This window comes from Labrys okinawensis, from assembly GCF_002982075.1.
GTDB classification, from domain to species: domain Bacteria; phylum Pseudomonadota; class Alphaproteobacteria; order Rhizobiales; family Labraceae; genus Labrys; species Labrys okinawensis_A.
Genome location: NZ_PUEJ01000004.1, coordinates 694,395 through 710,578, shown reverse-complemented (window position 1 = coordinate 710,578; position 16,184 = coordinate 694,395). Strand labels below are relative to the sequence as shown.

At 65.1% G+C, this 16,184-nt stretch carries 15 protein-coding genes; 2 read left to right on the top strand and 13 right to left on the bottom strand.

The window, feature by feature from the left end:
- The 7 genes from C5L14_RS13600 to gcl all read right to left on the bottom strand — a co-directional run.
- The coding region (locus tag C5L14_RS13600; RefSeq protein ID WP_181161059.1) for an NAD(P)(+) transhydrogenase (Re/Si-specific) subunit beta at nucleotides 1-488 on the bottom strand (488 nt) is incomplete at its 3' end.
- A 10-nt stretch (nucleotides 489-498) separates the two neighbouring features.
- Entirely contained in the window at nucleotides 499-1,002 is a 504-nt protein-coding gene (locus tag C5L14_RS13595) for an NAD(P) transhydrogenase subunit alpha (protein ID WP_105861302.1), read from the bottom strand.
- Nucleotides 1,003-1,134: 132 nt separating this feature from the next.
- Nucleotides 1,135-2,277, bottom strand: coding sequence for a Re/Si-specific NAD(P)(+) transhydrogenase subunit alpha (locus C5L14_RS13590; protein ID WP_105862620.1), 1,143 nt, complete (start codon nucleotides 2,275-2,277; stop codon nucleotides 1,135-1,137).
- 36 nt (nucleotides 2,278-2,313) lie between these two features.
- Nucleotides 2,314-3,342 (bottom strand): 2-dehydropantoate 2-reductase, encoded by a 1,029-nt coding sequence (locus tag C5L14_RS13585; protein ID WP_105862552.1) that lies wholly within the window; start codon nucleotides 3,340-3,342, stop codon nucleotides 2,314-2,316.
- Nucleotides 3,343-3,384: 42 nt separating this feature from the next.
- Entirely contained in the window at nucleotides 3,385-4,275 is an 891-nt protein-coding gene (gene glxR, locus C5L14_RS13580; protein ID WP_105862551.1) for a 2-hydroxy-3-oxopropionate reductase, read from the bottom strand.
- Nucleotides 4,276-4,441: 166 nt separating this feature from the next.
- Entirely contained in the window at nucleotides 4,442-5,227 is a 786-nt protein-coding gene (gene hyi / locus C5L14_RS13575) for a hydroxypyruvate isomerase (RefSeq protein WP_105862550.1), read from the bottom strand.
- Nucleotides 5,228-5,420: 193 nt separating this feature from the next.
- Nucleotides 5,421-7,190, bottom strand: coding sequence for a glyoxylate carboligase (gene gcl, locus C5L14_RS13570; protein WP_105862549.1), 1,770 nt, complete (start codon nucleotides 7,188-7,190; stop codon nucleotides 5,421-5,423).
- A gap of 263 nt (nucleotides 7,191-7,453) precedes the next feature.
- Between gcl and C5L14_RS13565 the strand changes: the two genes are divergently transcribed.
- Nucleotides 7,454-7,876 carry a lysozyme inhibitor LprI family protein gene (locus C5L14_RS13565; RefSeq protein ID WP_210203237.1) on the top strand — a complete coding sequence of 141 codons (423 nt, stop codon included), beginning with the start codon at nucleotides 7,454-7,456 and terminating at the stop codon, nucleotides 7,874-7,876.
- Nucleotides 7,877-8,197: 321 nt separating this feature from the next.
- Nucleotides 8,198-9,553 (top strand): bifunctional UDP-N-acetylglucosamine diphosphorylase/glucosamine-1-phosphate N-acetyltransferase GlmU, encoded by a 1,356-nt coding sequence (gene glmU / locus C5L14_RS13560; RefSeq protein ID WP_105862548.1) that lies wholly within the window; start codon nucleotides 8,198-8,200, stop codon nucleotides 9,551-9,553.
- A gap of 156 nt (nucleotides 9,554-9,709) precedes the next feature.
- Here glmU and C5L14_RS13555 read toward each other — a convergent pair whose 3' ends face one another.
- The 6 genes from C5L14_RS13555 to C5L14_RS13530 all read right to left on the bottom strand — a co-directional run bounded on the left by C5L14_RS13555 (nucleotide 9,710) and on the right by C5L14_RS13530 (nucleotide 16,181).
- Entirely contained in the window at nucleotides 9,710-10,885 is a 1,176-nt protein-coding gene (locus tag C5L14_RS13555; protein ID WP_181161159.1) for an endo alpha-1,4 polygalactosaminidase, read from the bottom strand.
- A gap of 210 nt (nucleotides 10,886-11,095) precedes the next feature.
- Nucleotides 11,096-12,088, bottom strand: a complete 993-nt coding sequence (locus C5L14_RS13550) for a hypothetical protein (RefSeq protein WP_105862546.1) — start codon at nucleotides 12,086-12,088, stop codon at nucleotides 11,096-11,098.
- A gap of 150 nt (nucleotides 12,089-12,238) precedes the next feature.
- Complete coding sequence (locus tag C5L14_RS13545; protein ID WP_105862545.1) at nucleotides 12,239-13,240, bottom strand: NAD-dependent epimerase/dehydratase family protein; 1,002 nt, start codon at nucleotides 13,238-13,240, stop codon at nucleotides 12,239-12,241.
- 148 nt (nucleotides 13,241-13,388) lie between these two features.
- On the bottom strand, nucleotides 13,389-14,228 hold the full coding sequence (locus C5L14_RS13540) for a hypothetical protein (RefSeq protein ID WP_105862544.1): 840 nt from the start codon (nucleotides 14,226-14,228) through the stop codon (nucleotides 13,389-13,391).
- A 92-nt stretch (nucleotides 14,229-14,320) separates the two neighbouring features.
- Nucleotides 14,321-15,499, bottom strand: coding sequence for a sugar ABC transporter (locus C5L14_RS13535; RefSeq protein WP_105862543.1), 1,179 nt, complete (start codon nucleotides 15,497-15,499; stop codon nucleotides 14,321-14,323).
- Nucleotides 15,477-16,181: an ATPase gene (locus tag C5L14_RS13530; RefSeq protein WP_146126905.1), complete on the bottom strand. Its 705-nt coding sequence runs from the start codon at nucleotides 16,179-16,181 to the stop codon at nucleotides 15,477-15,479. Before C5L14_RS13530 ends, C5L14_RS13535 begins: the two co-directional genes overlap by 23 nt.
- Nucleotides 16,182-16,184: the final 3 nt, after the last annotated feature.

Below are 16,184 nucleotides of genomic sequence, written 5' to 3'. Positions count from 1 at the left end.
AGCAGGATCGGCGCGCCGGACATGTTGCCGTTGAGCTTGGCGAAGGCGATCACCGAGCCGGTGAAGGTGATGGCGCCGATGGCCACACCCAGCGACATCTCGACCAGCGATTGCGGCTCGATCTCACCGCCATGGCTGATGCCGAAGGCGGCGGGGGCATAGAGCGCGCCGGCGGCCACGAACACCGCGGCCAGGCCGACGCCCGAATGGAAGGCGGCCACCAATTGGGGCATCGCCGTCATCGCCACGCGCCGGGCCACCACCGCGCCGAGCCCGCCGCCGACGGCAAGGCCTGCGACCACCAGCAGCCAGCCCGACACGCCCGAGGGCGGCGACACCGCCAGCGTGGTCAGCACCGCCAGGCCCATGCCGATCATGCCGAAGCGGTTGCCCTGGCGCGAGGAGGTCGGCGAGGACAGTCCGCGCAGCGCCAGGATGAACAGCACGCCGGCGACGAGATAGAGGAACTGGGTGAGATTCACGGACATGGAGGCTTCCTCACTGGCCGGCGCCGGCGGCCGGTTTGGCCTCGGCCTTCCTGGTCTTGTCCTTGTTGGTCTTATCCTTGGGCTTGTACATGGCCAGCATGCGCTCGGTGACCAGGAAGCCGCCGAAGATGTTGATGGAGGCCAGCACCAGGGCCAGGAAGCCGAAGCCGCGGGCCCACCACGGCCCGCTCTCGTCCCCGGCCAGGGCGACGCCGACCGACAGCAGGGCGCCGACCACGATCACCGAGGAGATGGCGTTGGTCACCGACATCAGCGGGGTGTGCAAGGCGGGGGTGACCGACCACACCACGTAATAGCCCACGAAGATGGCGAGCACGAAGATGGCGAAGCGGAAGACGAAGGGATCGATCGCCCCGCCGGTGGCGGCATGGGCGACACCCCCCAGCGTGGCGGCGAGCTGGTCGGCATAGTCCTGGGCGTTTCTGGCAGCCTCGCCGGCGGCCCGAGCCGCAGCCTGGGCCTTGTCGAGAAGCTCTTGGGGCGTTTCGGCCATGTCGGTCTTCCTCGATGGGGTGGATCTGATGGGAGCGGGTCTTCGGACCCGCCTCTGATGGGATGCACTCAATTCCAGGCGGCCCCCGCGCCATCTCTCGATGGAGCTGGAGACCCGCCCGCCAAAGATCCGTCAGGCCGGCTGCGGCTGGAAGGCGGGATGCACCACCGCCCCGTCCTTGGTGAGGAGCGTGGCCTTGACCAGTTCGTCCTCCCAATTGGGCGCCAGGACCTTCTCCTTCTTGTCGACCAGCGTCTCCACGAAGGCGAGGAGGTTGCGGGCATAGAGCGAGGAGGCGGAGGCGGCCAGGCGCCCGGGCACGTTGAGATGGCCGATGATCTTGACCCCGCCTGGCGTGACCACGACCTCGCCGGGGCGGGCGCCCTCGACATTGCCGCCGCGCTCGACCGCCAGGTCCACCAGCACCGAGCCCGGCTTGAGGCTGTCGACCATCGCGGCCGAGACCAGGCGCGGGGCGGGCCGGCCGGGGATCAAAGCGGTGGTGATGACGATGTCCTGCTTCTTGATGTGCTCGGCCACCAGGGCGGCCTGCTTGGCCTGGTATTCGGCCGACATCGGCTTGGCATAGCCGGCCGATGTCTCGGCCTCGCGGAACTCCTCGTCCTCGACGGCGACGAATTTGGCGCCGAGCGAGGCGACCTGCTCCTTGGCGGCGGGACGCACGTCGGTGGCGGTGACCACCGCGCCCAGGCGCCGTGCCGTGGCGATGGCCTGCAGGCCGGCGACGCCCGCCCCCATCACGAAGACCTTGGCGGCGGGCACGGTGCCGGCGGCGGTCATCATCATCGGAAAGGCCCGGCCGAACTCGGCGCTGGCATCGATCACCGCCCGGTAGCCGGCGAGATTGGCCTGGGAGGACAACACGTCCATCACCTGCGCCCGGGTGATGCGCGGCATCAGCTCCATGGCGAAGGCCGACACGCCCGCCTGCGCCAAAGCGGCCAGCGCCTCGTGCTGGCCATGGGGATCCATGATGCCCAGCACCAGCGCGCCGCTGCGATAGGCGCCGAGCTCATCCGCCCGCGGGCGGCGCACCTTCAGGACAACAGCCGCCCCGTCCAGCGCCTCCTGATTGGAACCGGCGACCGTGGCGCCGGCCTGGGCGTAATCCTCGTCCGTGAACCCCGACGCCAGGCCCGCGCCGCTCGCGACCCGAACCGTCGCTCCAAGCCCGATCAGCTTCCTGACCGTGTCGGGCGTCGCGCCGACACGGGGCTCGCCGGGTTCCGTTTCCGAGGGAATACCGATCTTCATGATGACATCCGTTCCGACAGGTTCGGCTTCCATGAGTCAGGCCTGGCCGACGGCGCGCAGCGGAGCCGGCGCTGCTTCTTGCGGGAAGGTGGGATAGAGCCCCTTCACGCGGGCCATCTGCTGAACCAGGGCGAGCACCGCATCGATATGCGGCGTCTGGATCTCCGCGATGCGCCCCATTTCCTGGACGGCGGTGAGCAGGGCGTCGATCTCCAGCGCCCGGCCCTTGTCGAGATCCTGCAGCATCGAGGTGCGATGGGCGCCGACGCCGGCCGCGCCGTCGATGCGCCGGTCGACGCCGACCCGGAAGCGTGCGCCGAGCTTGAGGCCGATCTGCTCGGCCTCCACCATCATGGCGCGCGCCAATGCGCGCGTGCCCGGCTCGGTCGCGATCACGTCGAGCGTGGCATGGGTGAGGGCGGAGATTGGGTTGAAGCACAGATTGCCCCAGAGCTTCAGCCAGATGTCATCGCGAATATCCTCATAGAGACGAGGCTTCAGGCCGCCGGCCGTCATCGCCTCGGCAAGCCTGGCCACGCGCAGGCTTTCCGTGCGGTTGGGCTCGCCGAGACCGAACTGGTTGCCGTAGATGTGCCTGACGACGCCGGGCTCGGTGATCTCGGTGGCCGGATAGACCGTGCAGCCGATCACCCGTTCGGGGCCGATGGCCTGCCACTGCCGATCGCCAGGATCGACACTGGCGAGACGGGTGTCGGCGAGAGCGGTCGGCAGGCCGTAGAAGTACCACCAGGGCACGCCGTTCTGGGCGGTGACGACGGCAGTGTCGCGGCCGAGCAGCGGCTTGAGCGCCTCCGCCGATTCCCAGGCCTGGTGGGCCTTGAGGGCGACGATCACATAGTCCTGCGGCCCCAGATCGGCCGGGTTCTGCGTTGCCGTGAGCGAGGCCGCCCGCTCCTGCCCGTCGATGAGCAGCTTGAGGCCGTGGGCCTGCATGGCCTTCAGATGCTCCCCGCGTGCGATGACCGAGACTTCGGCGCCCGCCTGCTGCAGCATCACCGCCATGTAGCCGCCGATCGCGCCGGCGCCATAGATGCAGATCTTCATGATGTCGCTCCCCTTCTGCCGCCTGCCTTGCGGGTCTTGCTTTCAGCTGCTCGTGGTGGTGACGGCGTGGTTGGCCATGAGTTCGAGGGCACGCACCATGGCGGAATGATCCCAGTCCTTGCCGCCATGGGAGGCGCAGGTGTTGAAGAGTTCCTGCGCCGTCGCCGTATTGGGCAAAGCGATGCCCAGGATGCGCGCCCCGTCCAGCGCCAGATTGAGGTCCTTCTGGTGCAGGGCAATGCGGAAGCCTGGATCGAAGGTGCGCTTGACCATGCGATCGCCATGCACTTCCAGGATGCGGGAGGCGGCGAAGCCGCCCATCAGGGCCTGGCGCACCTTGGCCGGGTCGGCCCCCGCCTTGGAGGCGAACAGCAGGGCCTCGCCGACTGCCTCGATATTGAGGGCGACGATGATCTGGTTGGCGACCTTGGTGGTCTGGCCGTCGCCATTGCCGCCGACGAGCGTGATGTTCTTGCCCATTGTCTCGAACAGCGGCCTGGCGCGCTCGAAGGCGGCTTCCGGGCCACCGACCATGATGGTGAGGGACGCCGCCTTGGCGCCGACCTCGCCGCCCGAGACCGGCGCGTCGAGATAGTCGCAACCGAGCTCATTGATGCGCCTGGCGAATTTCTTGGTCTCCACGGGGGAGATCGAGCTCATGTCGACGACGAGCTTGCCGGCGGAGAGGCCCTCGGCGACGCCGTCCTTGCCGAACAGCACCGTCTCCACATCCGGCGTATCGGGCACCATGGTGATGATGATGTCGGCCTTGCGGGCGACCTCGGCGGCGGTCGCCTCGGCCTTGCCGCCGGCGGCGGTGAGTTCGGCGGGAACCGGGCCGAGGGTGTTGAGGAAGAGGGTATGGCCGGCCGCGATCAGGTGCCCCGCCATCGGGGAACCCATGATGCCCAGTCCGACAAAGCCGATATTCATGGTGAAGATCCTTTGGTTGAATTGCTCCCTTCTCCCCTTGCGGGAGAAGGTCCCGGCAGGGGGATGAGGGGTCTTGCGAACTCTCTCAGAGAGGCGTCTCCGCCCCTCATCCGCCCCTTCGGGGCACCTTCTCCCGCAAGGGGAGAAGGGGAACGTCCTGATAGGTTCAGCGAATGGCACTCGCCGCCTTCAGCCAGCCCAGGCCCGCTTCGGTCTCGCCCTTGGGCTTGTATTCGCAGCCGATCCAGCCGCCATAGCCGAGCTGGTCGAGCCAGCGGTAGAGGAAGGGATAGGCGATCTCGCCGGTGCCCGGCTCGTTGCGGCCGGGATTGTCGGCCAGCTGCACATGCCAGATCTGCGGCAGGTATTTCTCGATGGTGCGGGCCAGATCCCCTTCCATGATCTGCATGTGGTAGATGTCGTATTGCAGCCCGACATTGTCCGAGCCCGTCTCGGCGATGATCTCGGCCGCCTGGCGGGTGTTGGTCAGGAAGAAGCCGGGAATGTCGCGGGTATTGATCGCCTCGATCACCAGGCGGATGCCGGCCTTCTTCAGTTCGCCGGCGGCATAGCCGATGTTCTCGACGAAGGTGGCCCTTGCCTGCCCCGCATCGACGGCGGCGGGCGCGATGCCGGCCAGGCAGTTGACCAGCTTGCAGTCGAGCGCCTGGGCATAGGCGATGGCTTGGGCGACCCCCTCGCGGAACTCGGCCTTGCGGTCGGGCAGCACGGCGATGCCGCGCTCCCCGCCCGCCCAGTCGCCGGCCGGCAGGTTGTGCAGGACCTGGGTAAGCCTGTGCTCCTTCAGGGCCGCGGCCAGCTCGGCCGCCGGGAAGGGGTAGGGGAACAGATATTCCACGCCCGCAAAGCCGTTGCGGGCGGCTGCCGCGAAGCGCTCCATGAACGGCACTTCGTTGAACAGCATGGTCAGGTTGGCGGCAAATCTGGGCATGGCGGTTCCCGGTGTCTTACCCTCCCCTCGATGGGGAGGGTCGACGCGTTAGCGTCGGGGTGGGGGTGATGGCGCGCTCGTCGAAAATGAACTTTCCTGCGCCCCTGTCGGTAAGAGCGGCGGTTCTCACCCCACCCCGGACTTCGTCCGACCCTCCCCATCGAGGGGAGGGTAAGGAGCGAGCGGTGCGTTTCTATTCGGCCGCGACGGCTTCCGACCGGATGGGCAGGTCGAGAATGTCCTCGAACTCCGTGACCGCGTCGATCTCAGGGCCCATGGCGATGTTGGTGACACGCTCGAGGATGAACTCGACGACGACGGGCACCTGATAGTCACGCATCCATTCGCGGGCCTTCGCGAAGGCCTGCCCGAACTCGTTGGGACTGCGGACCCGGATCGCCTTGCAGCCGAGCCCCTCGGCGACGGCGACGTGGTCGACGCCATAGCTTTCGAGATCGGGCGCGTTGATGTTCTCGAAGGAAAGCTGGACCTGGAAATCCATGTCGAAGCCGCGCTGTGCCTGACGGATCAGGCCGAGATAGGCGTTGTTCACCACGACATGGATATAGGGCAGCTTGAACTGGGCGCCGACCGCCAGTTCCTCGATCAGGAACTGGAAGTCGTAGTCGCCGGACAGCGCCACGATCTCCCTGTCAGGATCGGCGGCGCGTACGCCCAGGGCCGCGGGAATGGTCCAGCCGAGCGGGCCGGCCTGGCCGCAATTGATCCAGTGGCGGGGATGGTGCACACGCAGGAACTGCGCACCGGCGATCTGCGAGAGGCCGATCGTCGAGACATAGCAGACATCCCGGCCGAAGGCGGTGTTCATCTCCTCATAGACCCGCTGGGGCTTGAGCGGCACATTGTCGAAATGGCTGCGCCGATGCAGGCTGCCCTTGCGCCCGCGGCATTCGTCGGCCCATGCGGATCGGTCCTTGAGGCGGCCCTGTGCCTGCAACTCGCGGGCGACATCCAGGAAAAGGTCGAGGGCAGCACCGGCATCGGAGACGATGCCGAGATCGGGGTTGAAGACCCGGCCGATCTGGGTCGGCTCGATGTCGACATGCACGAATTTGCGGCCCTTGGTGTAGACCTCCACCGAGCCGGTGTGGCGGTTGGCCCAGCGATTGCCGATACCGAAGACGAAATCGGAGGCGAGCAGCGTGGCATTGCCGTAGCGATGGCTGGTCTGCAGGCCGACCATGCCGGCCATCAGAGGATGGTCGTCGGGAATCGCACCCCAGCCCATCAGGGTCGGAATCACCGGCACGCCGGTCAGTTCGGCGAAGGCGACGAGCTTGTCGGACGCATCGGCATTGATGATGCCGCCGCCCGCTACGATCAGCGGGCGCTCGGCTTCCTGCAGGAGCGCGATGGCCCTTTCGGCCTGGAGCCGCGTCGCAGCCGGCTTGTAGACGGGCAGGGGAGCGTAGATCTCGTCGTCGAACTCGATCTCGGCTGTCTGTACGTCGACGGGCAGGTCGATCAGCACCGGGCCGGGACGGCCCGAGCGCATCAGATGGAAGGCCTGCTGGAAAACGCGCGGCACCAGGGCCGGTTCGCGCACGGTGACGGCCCATTTTGTCACGGGCTTGGCGATGGCCTCGATGTCGACGGCCTGGAAATCCTCCTTGTAGAGCCGTGCGCGCGGCGCCTGGCCGGTGATGCACAGGATCGGAATGGAATCGGCAGCGGCCGAATAGAGGCCGGTGATCATGTCGGTGCCGGCCGGGCCGGAGGTACCGATGCACACGCCGATATTGCCGGCCTTGGCGCGGGTATAGCCCTCGGCCATATGGGAGGCGCCCTCGACATGGCGGGCGAGGTAATGGTTGATCGAACCGCGCGCCTTCATGGCCGAATAGAGAGGGTTGATCGCAGCGCCCGGCACGCCGAAGGCGCAGGTCACTCCCTCGCGTTCCAACACCCTGACGGCGGCGTCGATTGCCCGCATTCTTGCCATGGAGGTTCCGCCCTGTTTCTGATTTTTCTGGTATACAAGATGCCAGCATTTGAGGGCGTGTCAACCGCTTTATGCAACCTGGCCCTTGCGTCAGCCGCGGCCGATTGGCGCAAACGGCCCTCGAATCCGGCGGACACACGAGACGAAAAGACCTTTCTGTTGATGGCTGATGGAGGGCGCCATACTAGTCCGATGCCCGCAGCTGAAAATTGTGAGAGGTTGTCCCTCCTTCATGATCGCCATGCCTATCGAGGAGAATGACCATGCGGCTGCCCGGCTTGATACGAATCACTGTGATGGGACTAGCGGTCGTCTTCGCGGCAGGGCCGGCCTTTGCGGCCGGGGACTGTACCAATGCCGAAAATGAGGCTGCGCTCAATCAATGTGCCGGCAAATCATTGAAGGCGTCCGATGGCGAGCTGAACACGCTCTACAAGCAGATTCAGAAACGCCTGAACGACGATGCGGACAAGACGAAATTGCTGGTGGCGGCGCAAAGAGCCTGGGTCGCCTTTCGCGACGCCGAATGCAATTTCTCAAGTGCCGGCGTCACCGGTGGCACCCTCTATCCGTTGGCAGTGACGCAGTGCCGCGACGGCCTGACGAAGGATCGCATCAAGACCTTCAAGACCTATCTCAACTGCACGGAAGGCGATTTGAGCTGTTCGGTGCCGGCGGCGAATTAAGTGCGCGCCGCTTCCCTTCGCCTGCATTTCTGACAAGATCCTCGCCGATAGGCTTCCTGCTGCCGCTCTGCCGGAGCAGACTCGCATCGGCTTGTCCTCTCCCGGGGATGTATGCGGCCTGCGTTGATCGCCGAGGGCTGAAACTTTATAAAGTTCCGGGATTCGATCGAAGAATCACACAAACGTCATGATGAAAGGACAGGAGTGTTCATATCAATGACGTAGCACTGCCGCTGTGACACTGAAGCTGTCGTTCGTTCAACTGATACCGAACGCTTCACAGAGCGCAGGCAACTTATCGCAACGTATACGGATCATGACATGTCCCGACCGACCCTAGCCGTCATCCTCGCCGCAGGTGAAGGCACCCGCATGAAATCGTCACTGCCGAAGGTGCTGCATGCCATCGCCGGCCGTTCCATGCTGGCCCATGTCCTGGCGAGCGTGAAGCAGGCCGGTATCACCGATGCGGCCGTCGTCGTCGGCCCTGGCCGGGAGGATGTCGCCAAGGTCGCCCAGAAGGAACTGCCCGGCTGCGCCGTGTTCACCCAGGTCGAGCGCAAGGGCACCGGTCATGCCGTGCTGGCGGCGAAAGAGGCGCTGGCCGACGGCAAGGACATCATCGTCCTCTATGCCGATACGCCGCTCGTACGCCCGCAGTCGATCGAGACTCTGAAGGCGGCCCTGGCGGATGGCGCCAGCGTCGCCGTGCTGGGTTTTCATGCGGCCGACCCCACCGGCTATGGCCGCCTGATCGTCGAAGGCGATGCGCTCACCTCGATCGTCGAAGAAAAGGACGCCACGCCCGAGCAGAAGGCCGTCGGCTTCTGCAATGGCGGCCTGATGGCTCTCAGCGGTGAGCACGGTCTCGCCTTGCTCGAAGCGATCGGCAACGACAACGCCAAGGGCGAATATTATCTCACCGACGCGGCTGAGATCGCACATCGGCAGGGGTTCCGGGCCGTCGCCCGGCCGATTGCCGAGGAGGAGGTGCAGGGCGTGAACGATCGCCTGCAACTGGCCGCGGCGGAAGCTGTCATGCAATCGCGGCTGCGCGCGACCGCCATGCGCGAAGGCGTGACCATGACCGCGCCCGAGACCGTCTTCCTGTCCCACGATACGCGCATCGGCAACGACGTGGTGATCGAGCCCAACTGCTGGTTCGGCCCGGGCGTGACCATTGAGAGCGGTGCCGTGATCCATGCCTTCTCCCATCTGGAAGGCGCGCATGTCGGCAGCGGCGCCTCGGTCGGTCCCTTCGCCCGGCTGCGCCCGGGCGCTGATCTTGCCGAGGCGGTCAAGGTCGGCAATTTCGTCGAGGTCAAGGCGGCGAGCGTCGAGAAAGGCGCGAAGATCAGTCATCTCAGCTATATCGGCGATGCCCGGGTCGGGGCGGAGGCCAATATCGGCGCCGGCACCATCACCTGCAATTATGACGGCTATCTCAAGCATCGCACCGATATCGGCGCGGGCGTGTTCGTCGGTTCCAACTCCGCCCTGGTGGCACCGGTGACGATCGGCGACAACGCCAATATCGGCGCCGGGTCGGTGATCACCAGGGATGTGCCCGCCGATGCCCTGGCGGTGGCCCGCGGCCGGCAGGTCGGGATCGATGGCTGGGCCAAGGCCTATCGCGCCAAGAAGAAGGCGGAAAGGGAAGCCAAGGCCAAGGGTTGAAGAGCCCCGGCAGCGAGGGTCAGCACGCCCTCGCCGCCGGAAGGCAACAATCCGTGTGCATCTTTTCTGCGCAACATCAAAAAAATAGCCGGCTGTGAGCCGGCTATTTTCATGGTGAGCTTCGGAAATCGCCTGGGGGCGCCGGCGTATCGCCTGTCAGCCCTCCGCCCGGAGCAGAACCACGCCGGATCGCGGCTTGAGCTCGATCGGGCCGTTGACCGCCTGGCCGGACAGGTCGCGCCAGCTGCCCGCGGGCGGCTGGATCGTGGCCGAATCCCGGTCCGAAAAGTTCACGGCGGCATAGCCGCGCTGATAGTTGCGCCAGGCGGTCGTTCCCTGAAGTTCGGAAGGGCCCGTGGGGGGGCCGACGGGCGGATCGAGATTGGGATATTCGACCCAGCGTCCAGTGTCCTTCTGCGGCAGCACGGCGAGGTAGCTGCGATTGTTGCGGTTCACCAGGAAGCTGGCGACGATCCAGGACATTTCGGCGTTGTCGGGCGGGGCCGAGCCGTTCGTGCAAGTGTAGTTGATCGAGACATAGGCCCGGTTGTTGCGCTGCTGGATGAGTTCGCGCTTGAGACGCCAGGCATCGCCGGTGATGCGGCGCCGGCAACTGTCGCTGAAGCCGCCTTCGTCGACCCAGATATCGGCAAGGTTGATCAGGGCCTTGGTCTCGTCGGGCTGCTTGGGATCGATCTTGGCGTTCAGTGCGATCAGGCCGCCGCGTTGATGGATTTCCTTGGCGAGCCAGCCGATATAGTCGAGCTTCTGGGCTGTATGCGCCGGATCGCGTGACTGCCCGCTGAAAAGCTGCACCCATTTGCCGTCGCGCCAGACGCCGCAGCGTTTGTCGGTATTGGGCAGGGCGACATTGTCGAAGGCGATGGAATGATAGCCCTTGGCCAAGGCCGGCTCGATATAGGTCTTCAGGATATACTGGCGCACCTCGGGATTGCTGGTGTCCAGCGGCGCATAGGCGCCCCAGGAATAGGTGTAGCCGAAGGAGGGCGTCTGCTGGTCGCACTGATAGGTGATCCAGCTGGGATGATTGGCCTTGTACCATTCCGCCGTATGGGCACGGTTGAGATCGCGTTGATTGGGATAATAGTAGCTGTCGATCACCTTGTTCGAACGCAGGGGTGTCTTGGAGCCCCAGACGAAGCCGACATTCGGCAGGTTGGCGGGCGCCTGCATGCGGCCGTTGAAGATCTGGGCGCGCGGGATGCGGTCCACCGTCTCCGGATGCGGCACGCTTTGCTGTGCCAGCGCTGCGGTGGCACCCGCGAGGGAAGCGATGACGGCAAGGCCGAAACTCGAATGTCTTTGCATCATGGCTCTTCCATTGGTTTCGATGCTTTCTGCTCCATCCGCGCTGCCCCTCACCGCTATCCTCTCCCTGCAGGAGCGCGGCCAAGGGGGGATCCGCGTGGCGCCTGAAGCAGGGAACGGCTCGTCTTGCCCGACCGCCGGGCGAGATGAAAACGGGTGAGGGCGGCCCCAGCTTCGCAAACGGGCCGACATTCTTTGCCGGCCTCGTTCCGCTTACTCCCGGCCCGGCAGGAGATGGCCCAGGAGCACCAGCGCCGTTGGATCCTCGTGGCGCAGCGCGAGGGCGTCGAAGCAGGCGCCGATGGCGCTCTCGATGTCCTGGCTGGCCCGGCAGGCGCGTGCAAGCTGCACATAGTCGTCGGCCGTGGCCGCGCCCTGGGCGGAGACGGCCTGCAGCAGCGTCTTGGCCTGCGCATAGTGCCGGTTGGCGATCAGGGCACGCGCATGCAGGCTGCGGGCGGCGCCGTCCTCCGGGTAGTCGGCCAGCAGGGCGGCGGTATGCTCCTGGCTGTCCGGCTCCTTGGCGACCAGCACCTTGCGGGCTTCGGCGAGCCGGCGTGCCTTGATGCGTTCGGCAAGATCGCCTGCCGCCTGTTCGAGACCCAGCCGGCCGCCGGCCTGCAGCCAGTCATGGGCTTCCTGCCAGCGCTGGTCGCGGAAGGCCTGCCTGGCGCGATTGCCGACGTCGCGGGCGAGGGTGGCCGAGGCATCGGCGAGGGCGGTTGCATCCGTGACCAGTTTGGCGTTGCGGGCAAAGGCGCTGGCTTCGCCCGCCGATGCCAGCAGCCTCAGGAAGTCGATGCGAAGGGCGGCGTTGTCGGGGGCGAGGGCGAGCGCCATTTCAAAAGCGGCCAACCGTTCCTGCGCCGGGTTCTGCTTTCGCAGTGCCTGCTGGCGGAGCAGGGTGACGATGCGCGCCAGCACTTCGGAATCGCTGGCTTCGATCCTGTCCGGTGCCACCGCCGCGACTCGCGCCGCCGCCTGGACCTCGCCATGGCGCAGCAGGGCGCGAATGCCGGCGACGGCCTCGTTGACCGAGGAAGGCAGGAGATTGGTGAGGGCGGCGACGGTGCCCTCGATGTCGCCCAGGCTCAGCGTGCTGCGCGCCAGGGTGCGCAGGGCAATATTGTCATCAGGCGTGATCGCCAGGGCGGTCCGTGCTTCCTCGGCAGCTTCGGCGAAGCGTTCAAGCTTGAAGAGTGCCACGCTTGCGCGCGTATGCGACTCCGCTGGAGAGGCTAGGGTCATCTTGGCAACTCGGCGTTTGCCCCTGTCGGGGGAGGTGGATCTGGCATCCGGCCCGTCGCAAAATCGCGGCGAGCCGGGCCGGTGGTGTACGATCGAGGACTGAACGGTTCAGACCCGGTAATAGGAGCGGTACCATTCGACGAAAGCCCTGACGCCGACGTCGATCGTCGTCGTGGGCTTGTAGTCGATGAGCTGCTCCAGGAGATCGGCCGCCGCAAAGGTCGCGGGAACATCGCCCTTCTGCATGTCGAGGAAGTTCCGCTTCACGGGCATGCCGAGGCATTTCTCGACCGCGTCGACATAGTCGAGCAGGCCGACCGGCTGGCCACCGCCGATATTGACGACGCGATAGGGGCCGGCCGGCGACAGGGAATCGATGTCGCTGACCGGCTGGCCTTCCACGGGCGGCACTTTGGTGAGGCGCGCGATGGATTCGACCAGGTCGTCGACATAGGTGAAATCGCGCTGCATCTTGCCATGGCCGTAGACGTCGATCGGCTCGCCGGCCAGCGTCGCCTTGACGAATTTGAACAGGGCCATGTCGGGCCGGCCCCAGGGACCGTAGACCGTGAAGAAGCGGAAGGCGGTGGTCGGGATCTTCCACAGATGCGCATAGGAATGCGCCATGTCTTCAGTGGCCTTCTTGGTCGCCGCATAGAGCGTGAGCGGATGGTCGGTGCGCTCGCGCTCGTTGAAGGGCATGTCCTTGTTGGCGCCGTAGACCGAGCTCGTCGAGGCGAACAGGAAATGGCCGACGGAATGGGCCCGGGCCAGTTCCATCACGTTGAAGGTGCCGACCAGATTGGCGTCGACATAGGCGCGCGGATTTTCAAGGCTGTAGCGCACGCCCGCCTGGGCCGCCAGATGGATGATGACATCGGGCTTCTCGTCGGCGACGACCTGCTCGAGCGCGCCGAAATCCTCCAGCATGAGGATGTGTTCACGGAACGCATTGGTCTTGCCGAGCATGGCGTGCCGGGCCTGTTTCAGTGTGACGTCGTAATACGGCGTCATGCCGTCCACGCCTGCCACGAAGTGGCCGTCGGCCAACAGGCGGCGGGCAAGGTGGAAGCCGATGAAGCCAGCCGTGCCGGTAATCAGAAAGCGCATAAAGAGTCAGTCCTTTCATAGCGTTTTGCGATTTGGCGATATCGCCGAGAACCGCAAAGACGCGTCACAACAAAGAGCGGGAGCAGAGCGGCGGTTGCACCAAGACGCGCCTTGCTCCGAGGTGGATAAAACCCGACGCGGCGGGCCGTCAGGCCGCCAGGTCCGGAATGGTGGAAACATTCGGCTTGATCACGCGGTTGAGCAGATACCAGCCATACATTTGTTCGAAGCCGGGGTCGTAATGGTCGAGATCGGCGCCCTGGCGTTCCAGGGCACGCGTGCGACCGACGGCCTCGATCACGCCGCGCGGTTCGAAGACGGGAATGCCGAGTTCGCCGCCGATCTTCTTCACCCGGGCGATGAAGGCTTCGCGGCTTTGCAGCACACGCCCGTCCTGAAGCGGCAGACCGACATGGGATACGGCGGCCATCGGCTTGCCCCACAGCTGCCTGAGCTCGATCAGGCCCTGGCGCAAGGCATTCTCGTCGGCGAGTTCGCAGCGGGCGTTGCGCAGGATCCGCGCATCGGCCTCACCGAAACCCGCTTCGGCGAACTGCTCGGAGGCGATGACCTTTTGGGCGGTGTCGGCCGAAATGCTGCGTTTCTGCAGCATCTCCTTCCACCACAATTTGCCTCCTTCGCCCAAGGGGCTGAGCAAATGGCGGTGGAGATAGTTGAGCTGGAGATAGATGCCGTCACAGATCAGTTCCTTTTCGGAAGCGATCTCGACGAGCAGGAAATCGGCCTTGGCCTGTTCCTTCTGCGCGTTGGCGGAAAGCCTGGGCACACGCTCCGTCGAGAAGACGTAAGGCGCCATGCCGTCGGGGATCGTCAATTCGCCCCGCATCCAGCGCAGACGCTGCACGGCCTCGCCGACCGAGTGCAGATAGGCGCGCGAGCCGCCGTCATAATGGCTGCAGCGCCCGGTGGCGGCGATCTCCTCCATCGGCCTGTGCAGACGGCAGGACCCCAGAACGAATACCTTCATCGCGCGTCACTCCTTGCATGAATGGGATAGCGGCAGGGCTGGAAAGTCGAACAGCCCAAGCAAATGTCATCGCCAAGCTTCATCGCCACCCCTCAACGGCCCGAGATCGCGTTTCGGATCAGGCCACCGGCCACCGAGGTGAGAAAAACCAGTGCCAGGCCCACCAGCAGGGCGGAGCCGAGAGCCGTGAGCTTCTGGGGATAGGTGGGCGTGTAGTCGGCCTTGGGCTGGGCGATCGGCGAGACGTAGCGCTGCTGGCGCAGGATCGCCACGCGCGCCTGGTCTAGGGACTGGCGGGCCGAGGCCAGATTGGTGTCGGCGAAATCCTGCGCGATCTTGAGGCTCTCATAGCTCGAAAGCTGCTTGGCCACCGTTTCGCTGCCGCCACCCAGCCTCTGGCGGGTATCGTCGATCTCCTTGCGGAGAGTGGCGATGCGTGTCTCCACGCTCTTGCGCCGCGGGTTGTCGCCCTGCGTCGCCTTGAGCTGGCCGAGGTCGGTCTGGGCCGTGGCAAGCTGGGCCTCGAGCTGGCCGATCAAATTGGTCAGCACAGTGAGATCGCCCGTCGGATCGACATTGGCATTCCGGTTGCGCCAGTTCGCCACTTCGAGGCGGGCAGCGGCCGCGCGCTGTTCGCTGCGCGATACTTCCTCCTGGGCCACCTTGAGGGCATCGTTGAGGGCGCGCTGGTTCATGTTGTTGGCGAAGGTGTCGGAAAGATCGATCAGGGCGTTGGAGATCTTGACGGAATCCTCGGGGGTGAACGCCTCGACCTGCATGACGACGATCTGCTCGATCATGTTGTAGCGCACGGTGATCAGCGACTTGTAGGCCCGGTAGAGGTCGTCCGGCGTCGGATTGTCGGGCAGGCGCACCAGCAGGTCGGCCGGATGCTCGGTGAGCATCTTGGCCAGATCGATCTTCTTGGCTAGCCCGTCCATCGCTTCGCGCGACTGCAGGAAGTCGCGTACCGCGTAGCCATCGACGAAGCCGGTGACACCCATGCCGGACGAGCCGGGGGTGAGCAGGCCGCCGACGCCCGCGGGCGGCTGGACATCGCCGCCCCGGATCGCAAATCGCGATTCCGCGGTATAGAGAGGCGTGGCGACAACGAAGACATAGAACGCCGTCAGCGCCAGCGGCAGCAAAGCGAGCATCAGTCCGATCAAGGAAAAACGCCGCCGCCGCCGCCGCACCTTGTGCTGGTAGCGCAGAAAGGCCGCACTCTGTTCCGGAGCAATCTCGCCTCTAAGCGAATTGATCGTCGACAAGGGGCTCGGGTTGACCTCGTCCAGTGTCGTTGATGTCGGGACGGAGAGGGAATTTGCGGAGGACTTCGTCAAGTTGGCTCTCTATTTCGATCAGACCCTGATTGAGGATGAGGGCGGTGTCACAGAACTCATCGACTTCGGATTTGCGGACGGTCGACAAGAGAAGCATCCGACCGTCAATGCGCTGCTCGAAAAGGGCTCGCCACAACAATGTGAAGCGATCTTTCCGATAGGGGAACGTGCCGTCGACGACGTAGATGTCAAATGTCGGCAGGAGTGGCAAAATATACCCGAATTCCTGCCGCGCTGTGGCCGGCCAATGCTCTACGAACTCGTCGAGGTATTCCGGCAGAGTCAACATCGACTCGACGAGGTATATACAGAATCTATAGTCAAGATGATACAAACGGGAGATTAAGGCTACAATTTGTCTCCCGCTCAATTTACCACGGACAAAGCCCGCGCGCCCGATCGGCCAGGAACAACTGCCGCCTCGTACGACATGGCCGCTGGTTGGAGGGCGCAGGCCGGCAAGCAGGTCGATGGCAGGCTTGCGCGCGATCGGATCCGGTGAAACCACGGCATAGCGCCCGATCGGCAGCGTCATGGTGATGTCGAGCGCCACCGGATAGGGAGCTCCCCCCAGCATCGGCGTATCCACGACATGTTCGAGCGCGATCATGAT